Origin of the sequence: Serratia sp. 4542, from assembly GCF_016805595.1 — a bacterium.
GTDB lineage: Bacteria > Pseudomonadota > Gammaproteobacteria > Enterobacterales > Enterobacteriaceae > Serratia > Serratia nevei.
In genome coordinates this window covers 805275-818409 of record NZ_RXKV01000010.1, presented here as the reverse complement: position 1 = coordinate 818409, position 13135 = coordinate 805275, and the positions used below count along the sequence as shown (strand labels likewise).

The following is a 13135-nucleotide window of genomic DNA, read 5'->3' as shown; positions in this document are numbered from 1 at the left end:
TTATGTCAAACCTGAGTACCCACGCCGCGCAGACCGCGCGGCGTTATTCTGTTGTCCCCCGTCATCAGCGGCCGGGGGCGATCGTAGTGGCCAGCGCCGTGCTGCTGTCGCTGCTGGCGCTGTTGCCGCTGGGATTCGTTATCGGCGTGGCGTTTGAAACCGGCTGGCAAACGGTCAACGCTCTGGTTTTCCGCCCGCGCGTGGCGGAACTGCTGTTGAACACCCTGCTGTTGGTGGTGCTGACGCTGCCGATCTGCGCCGTGCTGGGCGTGGCCCTGGCCTGGTTGACCGAGCGCACCACGCTGCCGGGCCGCCGTCTCTGGGCGGTACTGGCCACCGCGCCGCTGGCGGTGCCGGCCTTTGTGCAAAGCTATGCCTGGATCAGCCTGGTGCCGTCGATGCACGGCCTGGGCGCCGGGGTCTTCATCTCGGTGCTCGCCTATTTCCCGTTTATTTACCTACCGGCCGCCGCCGTGCTGCGCCGTCTGGATCCCGGTATCGAAGACGTCGCCACCTCGCTCGGTTCCCGGCCGCTGGCGGTCTTTTTCCGCGTGGTGCTGCCGCAGCTGAAGCTGGCGGTCTGGGGCGGTTCCCTGCTGATCGCATTGCACCTGCTGGCGGAGTATGGCCTGTATGCCATGATCCGCTTCGATACCTTCACCACCGCGATCTTCGATCAGTTCCAATCGACCTTCAACGGCCCGGCGGCCAACATGCTGGCCGGCGTATTGGTATTGTGCTGCCTCGGGTTACTGCTGCTTGAGGCTCTCAGCCGCGGCCGCGCGCGCTATGCCCGCGTCGGTTCCGGCAGCGCCCGCAGCCAAACGCCGCGTCGCCTTTCGCTGCCGCTCGCCGCGCTGGCGCTGCTGCTGCCGATTTCGCTGACCGCGCTGGCGCTGGGCGTGCCTTTCATTACCCTGGCCCGCTGGCTGTGGCTGGGGGGATTCGAGGTGTGGCGCAACGCCGAGCTGTGGCCTGCGCTGTGGCAAACGCTGTCGCTGTCCGCCGTCGGCGCGTTGCTGATCACGCTGTGCGCCATTCCGATGGCCTGGCTGTCGGTGCGCTATCCGGCCCGGCTGTACCGCGTGCTGGAAGGCTGTAACTACGTGACCAGCTCGCTGCCCGGCATCGTGGTGGCGCTGGCCCTGGTGACCATCACCATTCACAGCTTCCGGCCGATTTACCAAACCGAAATCACCCTGCTGCTGGCTTATTTGCTGATGTTTATGCCGCGGGCGCTGATCAACCTGCGCGCCGGCATCGCACAGGCGCCGGTGGAATTGGAAAACGTGGCGCGTAGCCTCGGCAAATCGCCGGCGCAGGCGCTGTGGAGCACTACGCTGCGGTTGGCGGCACCGGGTGCCGCGGCGGGCGCGGCGCTGGTGTTCCTGGCGATCGCCAATGAACTGACCGCCACGCTGTTGCTGGCGCCGAACGGCACCCGCACGCTGGCCACCGGATTTTGGGCGCTGACCAGCGAGATAGACTACGTCGCCGCCGCGCCTTATGCGCTGATTATGGTGGCGCTGTCATTGCCGCTCACCTGGCTTCTTTATTCTCAATCTAAACGCACGGCGGGACTATGAGCACGCTCGAACTGCACGGTATCGAAAAATCTTATAACGCCATCAGGGTGCTGGAACACATCGACCTGCAGGTTGCCGCCGGCAGCCGCACGGCGATCGTCGGCCCTTCCGGCTCCGGAAAAACCACCCTGCTGCGCATCATCGCCGGCTTTGAAATTCCCGACGGCGGCCAGATCCTGCTGCAGGGGCAAGCCATGGGCAACGGCGGCGGCTGGGTGCCGGCGCATCTGCGCGGCATCGGCTTCGTCCCGCAGGATGGCGCGCTGTTCCCGCACTTCACCGTCGCCGGCAACATCGGTTTTGGCCTTAAAGGCAGCAAGCGTGAGAAACAGCGGCGCATCGAGGCGCTGATGGAGATGGTGGCGCTGGATCGCCGTCTGGCCGCGCTGTGGCCGCACGAGTTGTCCGGCGGGCAGCAGCAACGGGTCGCGCTGGCGCGTGCCCTGTCGCAGCAACCCCGGCTGATGCTGCTGGACGAACCGTTCTCGGCGCTGGATACCGGCCTGCGCGCCGCCACCCGCAAAGCGGTCGCCGAACTGCTGACGGAGGCCAAGGTGGCGTCGATTCTGGTCACTCACGATCAGAGCGAAGCGCTGTCGTTCGCCGATCAGGTAGCGGTGATGCGCAACGGCCGGCTGGCGCAGGTGGGCGCACCGCAAGATCTCTATCTGCGGCCGGTCGATGAGCCGACCGCCAGCTTCCTTGGCGAAACGCTGGTGTTGACCGCCGAACTGGCGCACGGCTGGGCCGACTGCGCATTGGGGCGCATCGCCGTCGACGATCGGCAACGCAGCGGCCCGGCGCGCATCATGCTGCGCCCGGAGCAGATTCAAATCGGTTTGTCAGATCCGGCGCAGCACGGCCAGGCGGTGATCACCGGCATCGATTTCGCCGGCTTCGTCTCTACGCTCAACCTGCAAATGGCCGCCGGCGGCGCGCAAATCGAGATCAAAACCGTCAGCCGCGAAGGCCTGCAGCCCGGTTCTCAGGTCACTCTCAACGTGATGGGCCAGGCGCATATTTTCGCCGGTTGACATTTCGGGGGAGCCTCTTGACGTCCCCCTCACCACCGCGCATTATCAACGCTATGAAACGCTTCGCGCACGTCCTCACCACCACCGCAACCGCCACGCAATGGCGGGCTGCACGGGTGCGCATCAGCTAACGACGTATCCAAGCCCCGCCAGCCATGGCCGGGGTTTTTTATTTCTCCGTGCCCGCCGGCAATTTCATTACGGAGAAGACCTATGCCAACTATCCCCGCACCGCGCAGCGCCCTGCTGATTATCGACATGCAAGTCGGCCTGTTCGCCTCGCCGGACGATCCGCCGTTCGCCGCCGAAACCCTTCTGGCGAAGACCAATGCGTTGATTCGCGCCGCACGCGTGGCGAATGCGCTCGTAGTGTTTATTCGCCACACCGGCCCGACAGGTTCGCCTATCGCCGCAAACAGTCCGCGATGGCAAGTTCACCCCGATCTCGACACCGATGCGGAAACCGACTGGTTCATCGATAAAACCCATCCCAGCTGTTTTTACCAGACTGGCCTGGCTGAGCGGCTTAAGCAAGCCGGCATCGGTCGGTTGGTGATTTCGGGAATGAAAACGCAATACTGCGTAGACACCGCGTGTCGGCGCGGTGCAGAGTTGGGATTTGACATGGTGTTGGCCGCCGACGCCCATAGCTGTTCAGACACGGCGGAACTCGGTGCCGAAGCCATTATCCGTCACCATAACCAGACCCTGTCGGGGCCATTCGTGACGCTGGCGTTGGCTGAAGAAGTGAAATTCTAAAACGCAGGCGACTTGGCTGTCAGGCCGGGCTTCCGCCCGGCCTCCTCAACGGCAAGTCTTGTCGTGGCGCGGCTTTTTCGGCGCCAGCAGATAATCCACCACGCTTTCGTCAACGCAGCTGTCGATGCCGTTCAGCACCAGCGTATGCCCGTCGCGTTCGCGGGTGATCAGCGGGCTTTTAAAGGCGGCGGCCATCACCTGCGCGTTGCGGTACGGCGTGGTCGGATCGTAGCGCTGCGCGACGAACAGCAGCGGCGGCAACGCGGCAGACGCCACCGGCGTGTGCGGCCGATCTTTGCCGCGGTACGGCCACAGATCGCACATTTCCAGCGGGTATTCGTGCAGCGGCAGATAGTGGGCATACATAGCGGCGGTATTGATCTCCTGCCGCTGCCGGCGCAACAGCTGCGGATCGGCCGTCGGGTTGGCGACGTCGGCGCAGGTGATGACGTTCAGCGCGTCATCGGCATCCGGCGAATAGCTTTCGTCGATCAGATCGGAAACCTGCTGCCCGGCGATCCCGGCATCGAGCTGGCGCAGCACGGTCGCCAGCTCGTGCCAGCGCTCCGGCCACAGCAGCAGCGAACGCGTGACCGTCAGCACGTCATCGGCGGAGATTTCATACCCCGCCGCGGTGACGAACGGCTGCTCATGCAGCTTGCGCAGCAAGGCATGATAACGCTGCAGCGCCTGATTGGCGCCGCCGCCCAGCTGGCAGCTGTCGGTTTTGCCGCAGTAGGCGGCGAAGCGCAGGAAGCTTTGCTGGAAGCCCCGCTCCTGGTTCAGCCGCTGGGTGAAATCGTCTTCCGCCAGATCCACCACCCCGTCGAGCACCAGCGCGCGCGTTTTCTTCGGAAAACGTTCGGCATACAGCGCCGCCACCTTGGTGCCGTAAGAGTACGCCACCGCCGTCAGCCCCGGTTCGCCCAGCGCGTGGCGGATCGCGTTCAGATCGTTGACCGCTTCGTCGGTGCCGATATGTTGCAGCACGTCCGCGCCGGTCTGTTTGATGCAGGCGGCAATCAGGGTGCGCGTCTGGTTCTCCGCACCGGCCACGTCGTTGTCGTCCGGTGACGGGGTTTCGTCGCCTTCGGCCACCTGACAGGAGATTTTCGGCGTCGATTGGCCGACGCCGCGTGGATCGTAACCGATGATGTCGTAGGATTTACGCAGCCTGGCGACGTGACCATCATTGCCCAAATAAGGATTGATGCCCGGCAGGCCCGGCCCGCCGCTGATCATCACCACGCTGCCCTTTTTCGGCCCGGTGGCGGGCAGCAGGGTCAGCGCCAAACGCACGGTCTGTTCGCCCGCCTGCGCCGCATGAACGGGCGGCGTGGCGTAGGCTAACGGCACCTCAAGGTAACCGCAGCGCAGCCCCGGCGGTGGCGGCTCATCGAACCAGCGCTGAAAACCGCTGTTGAGACATGATTGCCAACGAACGCCGTTCTCGGCCGCCGCGCCGTGGAGCACAGGCTTGGCCTGGGCGGGCAACGCGGCGGCGGTCGCGGCGAGCAGCGCCAGAATACGCAGTACTGACATGGGGAGTCCTTTCAACTCAACGAATCGGTCAAAGGTTAACGATACCCGGTTAAACAGCTAGCCAATAGAACACAAAAAACCGCGCGGGTGAAGCCGTCACCGCGCCCCCGGCAAGATTTTTCTCTGCTCGGATTGCTCTTATAACGCACAGAATGCTGCAAAAAACGGCGTCTACCTGCTAGGCTTAGGATTCGTTAACCCATAAGGATCAGGAGAGCAGCATGTTTGGTAAAGCGGAAGACAAAGCCAATGAAGCCGCAGGCGCGGTAGAAGAAGCGTTCGGCAAAGCCGTCGATTCGCCGGAGCATCAGGTGCGCGGCGCGGCGCGCAAATACGCCTCCCAGGCCAGCTATGCCGCCCGAGACGCAGCGGACAGCGTAAGAACCCAGGTGGAAGCCAACCCGCTGGCCGGCGTGGCCGTTGCGGCGGCGGTCGGCATCGTTTTCGGCTTCTTGCTGGGACGCAAATAAGCGGCGAATGCGCCGCTCGACAACAGGCCCGTTACGGGCCTTTTTTTTCGCCCTTTTCTCCCCCTGCGCGCAAACTTTCATCTATCACAGCCATCGCTTATAAAAACCAACGCCTTCAACTACGATTAGTTTGTGACCAGAGCGAGGCTCTGCGATCCGGCAGATAACCCTATGAGGATTATCACCATTATCCATGCTGTTTAAGCCGCTCTCCTTCACGCGGCTAAGAAAGGTTGATTATGGCTCGCACCACCCCTATCGATCGTTACCGCAACATCGGCATCTCCGCGCATATCGATGCCGGCAAGACCACCACCACCGAGCGGATTCTGTTTTACACCGGGGTCAGCCACAAGCTGGGTGAAGTGCATGACGGCGCGGCGACCATGGACTGGATGGCGCAGGAACAGGAGCGCGGCATCACCATCACCTCGGCGGCCACCACCTGCTTTTGGAACGGCATGCAGCATAATTATCCGCAGCACCGCATCAATATCATCGACACCCCCGGGCACGTCGATTTCACCATTGAAGTGGAACGCTCAATGCGCGTGCTGGACGGCGCCGTGATGGTCTATGACTCGGTGGGCGGCGTGCAGCCGCAGTCGGAAACCGTTTGGCGCCAGGCCAACAAATACAAGGTGCCGCGGCTGGCGTTCGTCAACAAGATGGACCGCATCGGCGCGGACTTTTTCCGCGTGCGCAAAATGATGATCGAGCGCCTGAAAGCCAATCCGGTGCCGATCGTCATTCCGATCGGCGCCGAAGACCACTTCAGCGGCGTGGTGGATCTGGTGCGGATGAAGGCCATCCTGTGGGACGAGGCCTCGCAGGGCATGAACTTCAGTTTCGAAGAGATCCCGGCCGAGCTGCGCGATTCGGCGCAGGAGTGGCGTGAAAACATGATTGAAGCCGCCGCCGAAGCCTCGGAAGAGCTGATGGAGAAATACCTCAACCAGGTGCCGCTGAGCGAAGAGGAGATCGTCCACGGGCTGCGGGTGCGCACCGTCGCCGGCGAAATCCAGCCGATGCTGTGCGGCTCGGCGTTCCGCAACAAAGGGGTGCAGCGCATGCTGGATGCGGTGATCGAGCTGATGCCCTCGCCGCTTGACGTGCCGCCGATGGAGGGCCACGGCGAACACGATGAAATCATCACCCGCAAAGCCGACGACAACGAAAAATTCTCGGCGCTGGCGTTCAAGCTGATGACCGACCCGTTCGTCGGCCAGCTGACCTTCGTGCGCGTCTACTCCGGGGTGCTGGCCAAAGGCAGCAGCGTTTACAATCCGATCAAGGGCAAAAAGGAACGCATCGGCCGCATCGTGCAGATGCACGCCAACGATCGTAAGGACATCGACGAGCTGCACGCCGGCGACATCGCCGCCTGCGTCGGCCTGAAGGACGTCACCACGGGCGATACGCTGTGCGACCCCGGCGCCATCATCACGCTGGAACGCATGACCTTCCCCGAGCCGGTGATCGCCCAGGCGATCGAGCCGAAGACCAAGGGCGACCAGGAGAAAATGGGCATCGCGCTGCAGCGCCTCTCTTCGGAAGATCCGTCGTTCCGCGTGCGCACCGATGAAGAATCCGGCCAAACCATCATCTACGGCATGGGCGAGCTGCACCTGGAGATCATCGTCGATCGCATGCGCCGCGAGTTCGGGGTGGAGACCACCACCGGCAAGCCGCAGGTGTCGTACCGCGAAACCATCCGCAAACGGGTAACCGACGTGGAAGGCAAGTTCGTGCGCCAGTCCGGCGGTAAAGGGCAATACGGCCACGTGGTGCTGACCGTCGAACCCAACGAACCCGGCAAAGGCTTCGAATTCTTCGATGAGATCAAGGGCGGCGTCATTCCCGGCGAATTTATCCCGGCGGTGAAAAAAGGCGTGCTCGAGGCGCTGAACAACGGCGTGCTGGCCGGTTATCAGGTGGTGGACGTCAAGGTGCACCTGACCTTCGGTTCTTACCATGACGTCGACTCGTCGGAGCAGGCGTTCCGCATGGCGGCGATTTTCGGCTTCAAGGAAGCCTGCCGCCTGGCGGATCCGGTGATCCTTGAGCCGATCATGTCGGTGGAGGTGGAAACACCGGAAGATTATGCCGGCAACGTGATGGGCGACCTCTCCTCACGCCGCGGCCTGGTGCAGGGCATGGAAGAGATACCGGGCGGCGGCGGCAAGGAAATTCGTGCCAAGGTGCCGCTGTCCGAGATGTTCGGCTACTCGACGACCCTGCGTTCGATGTCGCAGGGCCGCGCCACCTACACCATGGAATTCAGCCACTACGCCGAAGCGCCACGCAACGTGGCCGAAGAGATCATTCACCACAGCAAGCGTTAACCCTCGCGCCCGCCTTCGCGGCGGGCGTCACCCCTGCTTGTCCTCCAGCGCCACCACCACCGGCTGCGGCTTGATGCGCATGGCGTACACCACGCCGGCGATCAGGCAGACGATGCCGGCCAGCGTCAGCAGCGGCGGCCAGGCCTGGCGCAGCAGAAAGGTATAGGCCAACCCCGCCAGAATTTCGAACACGATGAGCGGCCCCACCAATACCGTCGGCAGGCGCTGGCTGGCTTCGTTCCAGCATAGCGCCCCCAGCCAGGAGCAGAACACGCTGATGACCAGCATCAGCGGGATAAACACCTCAGGGCGCGGGCCGAACGGCAAGGCGAACGCCGGTTCGCTCAGCGCCAATTGGCCGCAGACCGCCAGATAGCCCAGCAGCGCCAGCGGCAGCGTCACCAGCCCTTGCGCCGTGGCCCAGGTAGCCGGCCGCTGCGTCGGGTTCTCCCGCAGCCAGCGCGAGTTGCGCAGTGGGAACCAGGTCCAGCACGCCACCGCCAACACGGCCAGCCCCAGGCCGCTGAGATAACGCCAGCCGTCGATCGGCAGCGCGTTGCCGCGCAGCTCGGCGACGTTCACGCACGCTAACCCGCAGACGATCAGCAGCAGTGCCGGCGCCAGCTTGCCCCAGGCCAGCCGCCCGTCGTGGCGGCCGTAAAACAGATTGGCGCAGATGGCGATCACCACCGGCAAGGTGCCGATGATCATGGTCGATACCGGTGCGCCGGTACGCTGAATGGCGCTGGCCAGGCACAGGTAGTACAGCAGGTTACCGATGGCCGTCAGCTTGAGCGCCTCCAGCCAATCCTGGCGCCGCAGCTTGCGCAGGCGGCGGCGATCGAACCACGCCAGCGGCAAGGTGATCAGCCCGAAGGCCAGATAGCGCCCGGTGGACTGCAGCGCGGCGGGATAATCCGGCACCAGCAGCGGGCCGACGAAGATCAATCCCCACATCAGCCCGGCGGCCAGGGCAAACACAACGCCAATGAACATAACGACTCCGACAAACGGCCGGTGCGGCCAACCCGCCCGACAAGACAGCGGCAGAGTAGCGAAAACGCGGGAAGGAATTATTGTAGCAGGTTGCTGTTTTAGCCCAATTTCACCTGTTTCTGGAAACGCACTGGCGTGACGCCGTAACGATTGGCGAAGGCGCGCGTCAGGTGTGCCTGATCGGTCAGCCCCGCCGCCGCCGCCACCTGTGCGGCGGGCATGCCGCGCTCCAGCATGCGTTTGGCCTGCGACAGCCGGATCGCCATCAGCATCTGCTGCGGCGAAACGTGGTATTCGGCCTTGAACTTGCGCAGAAAATGGTACGGGCTGAGCGACACCAGTTCGGCCAGCTGATTGAGGGTCACCGCCTCGGCGAAGTTGTCGTGCAGGTAGCTTTTCACCACCTCGAAACGGTGCGCCGCCTCGGCTTTTTCCCGCTGCCCGGTGCGAATGTGCGGGTGCAACAGCTCGACCGCCTCCAACAGCAGGCCGTCCAGCGTGAGCGGATCGTCGGTTTGCCACAGCGTGGCGAGAATGGTGGACAGGCGCTGCGCCGCCCGCGGATCGTGGCGCACCGCATCGGTGAACCACTGGCTCCTATCGCCGGACAGCTGCTCCAGCGCTTCGGGCGCCAGATAGAGCATACGGTAACACCAGCCGCCCGGCGTTTCGGCTTCGCCGGTATGCAGCTCATCGGGGTTCATCAGCACCAGCGCGCCCGGCGCCGCCAGATGCTGCGCGCCGCGATAGCGGAAACGCTCCGCTCCGGTGTCTACGGTGCCGATAGCGAAGGCGTCGTGGGTATGCGGCTCGAAGGCATAGCGTTCGATATGCGCCTGATAAAGTTCGACGCCCGGCAGATGCGACAAATGCCGGAACTGCGCGCAATCCTTCTCGAACGGAAACTGTTGTGGTACCCCTTGCACCCGACCTCCTCGTCCGTGCTGACAATCTGCTCAGCATAGCCAAAACATCGCCGGTTGAGTAGCCGCCCTGGCGCTTTCGTGCCCCTCGCCTGGACGATCGCCGCCATTCGGCGTAGGGTTAAGGTCCCTGTCCCTTTCAGGCGCGCCGCATCGCGAAGCTCATCGGCCCCTGACACTCCGCAAACAAGAGGCAACAATGTATCCGGATACTCAACTGTATATCGATGGACAATGGCGCAACGCGCTGGCCGGGAAAACCCTGCCGGTCACCAACCCCGCCACCGACGAGATAATCGGTCAAGTGGCGCACGCCGCCACAGAGGATCTCGATCTGGCGCTGGCCGCCACCGAGCGCGGATTTAACGTCTGGCGCGACACCGCCGCGCACCAGCGCGCCAACCTGATGCGCAAAGCGGCGGCGCTGCTGCGCGAACGCGCTAACGCCATCGCCGCCGTCATGACGCAGGAACAGGGCAAACCGGTGGCGCAGGCCAAAGTCGAAATTCTCAACGCCGCCGACGTCATCGACTGGTTCGCCGGCGAAGCCACCCGCACCTACGGGCAGATCATTCCGTCCCGCGCCCGCGACGTGCAGCAGCAAACCCTCAAGCTGCCGGTCGGCCCGGTGGCCGCCTTCACGCCGTGGAACTTCCCGATCAACCAGATCGTGCGCAAGCTGTCCGCCGCGCTGGCGGCGGGGTGTTCCATCATCGTCAAAGGCCCGGAAGAAACGCCGGCCTCGCCGGCTGAGCTGATCAAAGCCTTCGCCGACGCCGGGATCCCGGCCGGGGTGATCGCGCTGGTGTACGGCACCCCGGCGGAAATCTCGGAATACCTGATCCCGCATCCGACCATTCGCAAGATCTCCTTCACCGGCTCCACCCGCGTGGGCAAGCATCTGGCGGCGCTGGCCGGCCAGCATATGAAAAAGGCCACCATGGAGCTGGGCGGCCACGCGCCGGTGTTGATCTTCGACGACGCCGATCTCGACGCGGCGGCCAAAGAGCTGGCGCAGTCCAAGTTCCGCAACGCCGGCCAGGTCTGTATCGCCCCGACCCGCTTCCTGATCCAGCAAGGCGTTTATGAAGCCTTCGTGGAGAAATTCACCGCCGCCGTGCGTGAGCTCAAGCTCGGCAACGGGCTGGAAGACGGCGTGACCATGGGGCCGATGGTGCTGGGCCGCAGCGTCGACAATATCGAGGCGCTGGTGCAGGATGCCGTCGCCCACGGGGCAAAAGCCAGCACCGGCGGCAAGCGCGTGGCGGGCAAAGGCAACTTCTTCGAGCCGACGGTGCTGCGCGACGTGCCGCTGAGCGCGCGCGCCATGTCAGAAGAGCCGTTTGGCCCGGTCGCCCTGCTGCGCCCGTTCGCCACCTATGACGAGGCGATCGCCGAAGCCAACCGCCTGCCGTACGGGCTGGCCGCCTACGCTTACAGCCGCAACATCGCCACCGTCAATGCGCTGGGGCGCGACGTGGAGAGCGGCATGCTGAGCATCAACCACATCGGTTTCGGCCTGCCGGAAACGCCGTTTGGCGGCGTGAAAGACTCCGGTCACGGCACCGAAGGCGGCAGCGAAGCGATCGAGTCCTACCTGGAAACCCGCTTCGTCACCGTCGCCGGCCGTTAATCGCGCGTCGGATGAATAGCCAAAAGCCCCGCAGCGCGGGGCTTTTTTTTTACTCGCGAGCCAGTTCGAACAGCCGCCGCGCCGCCGGGGTCAGCCCCAGCATGTGAATGCAGGCATGCACCATGCCCGGCAACCGTTCACAGTGCACCGGCACACCCGCCTCGCGCAGTCGCTGCGCATACTGCTCGGCCTCATCGCGCAGCGGATCATATTCGCAGCTCAGGATGGTGGCCGGCGGTAACCCGCGCAGCGTGGCGGCGTGCAGCGGCTCGGCGCCGGGATCGCGCCGCTGGGCCAGATACTGCTGCCAACAAAATACCATCGCGTCGCGCGTCAGAAAGTGCCCCTCGGCAAACTCGCGATAGCTCGTCGTCGTCATCTCGCGGCTGAGCGCCGGGTACAGCAGCAGCTGGCGCTCGATGTGCGGGCCGCCGCGATCCCGCGCCAGCAGCGCGACGGCCGCCGCCAGATTGCCCCCAGCGCTGTCGCCGCCCACCGCCAGGTGCTGCGCGTCGATCCCCAACTGCGGCGCCTGTTGCGCCACCCAGCAGAGCGCCTGGTAGACATCTTCCAGCGGCTGCGGAAACGGGTATTCCGGCGCCAGACGGTAGTCGACCGACAGGATCACCCGGCCGGTGGCGTTGGCCAGCGCCTGACAGGGCCGATCGTACAGCGCCAGCGAACCGAGGCACCAGCCGCCGCCGTGGGCGAACAGCATCGCCGGCTGCACGTTTGCGCGGTTTTCCCCTGCCGGTAAATAAGTACGCAGCGCAATCCTGTGTCCATCGGCGGCGACCACCGTATAGTCCCTGACGCCGCCGCTCGGTTCCGCCTCGCCCTGCAGCCGGCGTAAACCGGTTTCCGTGGCCGCGCGCATTTCCGCCAGCGACGCGGGGGGCGGCGCATCGGCCGACGCCGTCAAAAAGGCAGCGATGCGTTCATCGAGCGGCATGGGGTTCTCCTGCCAGGAACGGCGTAATCAGGGCAATAAATTCCTCATGGCACTCCTCGGTAATGAAATGCCCGCAGCCGGCGACCGTTTCGCCCCGCAGATCGTGCGCATTGCCCCGCAGCGTCGTCAGCGGCGCATCACCGGTGGCGTGCTCCGCCCCTACCGTCAACACCGGCATCATCAGGGGCGTGGCGGCGCGCAGCCGGTTCTGCCGCACGGTCTCCGGGATTGCCCGGTAATAGTCGAATCCGGCGCGCAGGCCGCCCGGCGCCGAATAGGCGGTGATATACACCTGCGCCGCCACCCGATCGCGCCGATAGGACCAACGGTTAAAGATATAGCCAAGATACTCCTGCTCACGCTCCTGGGTCAGGGTCTCCGGCAAATCAGCCAGTTGGTTGAACATGAAGTGCCACAGGAAGATGTTCTCCTCCGGCGCGACGAAGATCGGCGGCGGCGGCGCCAGCCCGGGTATCACCGCCTCCGTCAGCACCAGACGTTCCACCGCCTGCGGGAAATCGCTCGCCATGGCGTAACCGATCCACATGCCGATGTCGTGGCCAACCAGTTGGTAACGTTCATGGCCCAGCTGCGCCATCATCGCGTGCAACGCTGCTCCAATGCTGCCGGTGTCGTAGCCGCCAGCGGGCTTGTCAGAATCGCCGATGCCCGGCGGGTCGACGGCGATCGCCTGAAAACCGGCCGCCGCCAGCGCTTGCATCACATGGCGCCAGGTGTACCAGGTTTGCGGCCAGCCAGGGATCAGCAGCACCGGCCGCCCTTCACCGGCCACCACGCAGTGAAGGCGCCGGCCGTTGACCTGGAGATAGACGTGTTCCGCCGCGAGATCCGCCAACGTGACCTCGTTCTGTCGGTATTGCATGGGGTAACTCCC

At 64.3% G+C, this 13135-nt stretch carries 11 protein-coding genes; 6 read left to right on the top strand and 5 right to left on the bottom strand.

Going from position 1 to position 13135, the window contains the following annotated elements:
• The first annotated feature begins 2 nt into the window (after positions 1-2).
• From EKL15_RS16115 to EKL15_RS16105, 3 genes are all read left to right on the top strand, one after another.
• The gene (locus tag EKL15_RS16115) at positions 3-1586 is read left to right on the top strand and encodes an iron ABC transporter permease (RefSeq protein ID WP_060439891.1); all 1584 of its coding nucleotides are present in this window, start codon (positions 3-5) and stop codon (positions 1584-1586) included.
• A complete protein-coding gene (locus EKL15_RS16110; protein WP_060418771.1) occupies positions 1583-2620 on the top strand; it encodes an ABC transporter ATP-binding protein in 1038 nt (345 codons plus the stop codon). Before EKL15_RS16115 ends, EKL15_RS16110 begins: the two co-directional genes overlap by 4 nt.
• A 213-nt stretch (positions 2621-2833) precedes the next feature.
• Positions 2834-3379, top strand: a complete 546-nt coding sequence (locus tag EKL15_RS16105) for a cysteine hydrolase family protein (protein WP_060439890.1) — start codon at positions 2834-2836, stop codon at positions 3377-3379.
• A 45-nt stretch (positions 3380-3424) separates the two neighbouring features.
• Here EKL15_RS16105 and EKL15_RS16100 read toward each other — a convergent pair whose 3' ends face one another.
• Entirely contained in the window at positions 3425-4921 is a 1497-nt protein-coding gene (locus EKL15_RS16100) for an alpha/beta hydrolase (protein WP_203089885.1), read from the bottom strand.
• A 221-nt stretch (positions 4922-5142) separates the two neighbouring features.
• Here EKL15_RS16100 and EKL15_RS16095 point away from each other — a divergent pair, with 221 nt between their 5' ends.
• Together EKL15_RS16095 and fusA are read left to right on the top strand one after the other, a co-directional pair.
• Positions 5143-5391 carry a DUF883 family protein gene (locus tag EKL15_RS16095; protein ID WP_004938127.1) on the top strand — a complete coding sequence of 83 codons (249 nt, stop codon included), beginning with the start codon at positions 5143-5145 and terminating at the stop codon, positions 5389-5391.
• A 239-nt stretch (positions 5392-5630) separates the two neighbouring features.
• Complete coding sequence (gene fusA, locus EKL15_RS16090) at positions 5631-7736, top strand: elongation factor G (RefSeq protein WP_100395755.1); 2106 nt, start codon at positions 5631-5633, stop codon at positions 7734-7736.
• A gap of 27 nt (positions 7737-7763) precedes the next feature.
• Here fusA and EKL15_RS16085 read toward each other — a convergent pair whose 3' ends face one another.
• Together EKL15_RS16085 and EKL15_RS16080 are read right to left on the bottom strand one after the other, a co-directional pair.
• Positions 7764-8732 (bottom strand): DMT family transporter, encoded by a 969-nt coding sequence (locus EKL15_RS16085; RefSeq protein ID WP_203089883.1) that lies wholly within the window; start codon positions 8730-8732, stop codon positions 7764-7766.
• Between the two features lie 98 nt (positions 8733-8830).
• Positions 8831-9658 carry an AraC family transcriptional regulator gene (locus tag EKL15_RS16080; RefSeq protein WP_100395754.1) on the bottom strand — a complete coding sequence of 276 codons (828 nt, stop codon included), beginning with the start codon at positions 9656-9658 and terminating at the stop codon, positions 8831-8833.
• 196 nt (positions 9659-9854) lie between these two features.
• Here EKL15_RS16080 and EKL15_RS16075 point away from each other — a divergent pair, with 196 nt between their 5' ends.
• Positions 9855-11288, top strand: a complete 1434-nt coding sequence (locus EKL15_RS16075; protein ID WP_060439886.1) for an NAD-dependent succinate-semialdehyde dehydrogenase — start codon at positions 9855-9857, stop codon at positions 11286-11288.
• A 49-nt stretch (positions 11289-11337) separates the two neighbouring features.
• Here the strand turns inward: EKL15_RS16075 and EKL15_RS16070 are convergent, their stop codons facing one another.
• Positions 11338-12240 carry an alpha/beta hydrolase gene (locus EKL15_RS16070; RefSeq protein ID WP_203089882.1) on the bottom strand — a complete coding sequence of 301 codons (903 nt, stop codon included), beginning with the start codon at positions 12238-12240 and terminating at the stop codon, positions 11338-11340.
• Positions 12227-13123: an alpha/beta fold hydrolase gene (locus EKL15_RS16065; protein ID WP_197830516.1), complete on the bottom strand. Its 897-nt coding sequence runs from the start codon at positions 13121-13123 to the stop codon at positions 12227-12229. Before EKL15_RS16065 ends, EKL15_RS16070 begins: the two co-directional genes overlap by 14 nt.
• Between the last annotated feature and the right edge of the window lie 12 nt (positions 13124-13135).

What these genes read in the sequence shown, in the direction of transcription:
- EKL15_RS16095 (WP_004938127.1), top strand. Translation starts at nt 5,143, where the DNA reads ATGTTTGGTAAAGCGGAAGACAAAGCCAATGAAGCCGCAGGCGCGGTA.
- EKL15_RS16100 (WP_203089885.1), bottom strand. Translation starts at nt 4,921, where the DNA reads ATGTCAGTACTGCGTATTCTGGCGCTGCTCGCCGCGACCGCCGCCGCG.
- EKL15_RS16075 (WP_060439886.1), top strand. Translation starts at nt 9,855, where the DNA reads ATGTATCCGGATACTCAACTGTATATCGATGGACAATGGCGCAACGCG.
- EKL15_RS16105 (WP_060439890.1), top strand. Translation starts at nt 2,834, where the DNA reads ATGCCAACTATCCCCGCACCGCGCAGCGCCCTGCTGATTATCGACATG.
- EKL15_RS16070 (WP_203089882.1), bottom strand. Translation starts at nt 12,240, where the DNA reads ATGCCGCTCGATGAACGCATCGCTGCCTTTTTGACGGCGTCGGCCGAT.
- fusA (WP_100395755.1), top strand. Translation starts at nt 5,631, where the DNA reads ATGGCTCGCACCACCCCTATCGATCGTTACCGCAACATCGGCATCTCC.
- EKL15_RS16085 (WP_203089883.1), bottom strand. Translation starts at nt 8,732, where the DNA reads ATGTTCATTGGCGTTGTGTTTGCCCTGGCCGCCGGGCTGATGTGGGGA.
- EKL15_RS16115 (WP_060439891.1), top strand. Translation starts at nt 3, where the DNA reads ATGTCAAACCTGAGTACCCACGCCGCGCAGACCGCGCGGCGTTATTCT.
- EKL15_RS16065 (WP_197830516.1), bottom strand. Translation starts at nt 13,123, where the DNA reads ATGCAATACCGACAGAACGAGGTCACGTTGGCGGATCTCGCGGCGGAA.
- EKL15_RS16110 (WP_060418771.1), top strand. Translation starts at nt 1,583, where the DNA reads ATGAGCACGCTCGAACTGCACGGTATCGAAAAATCTTATAACGCCATC.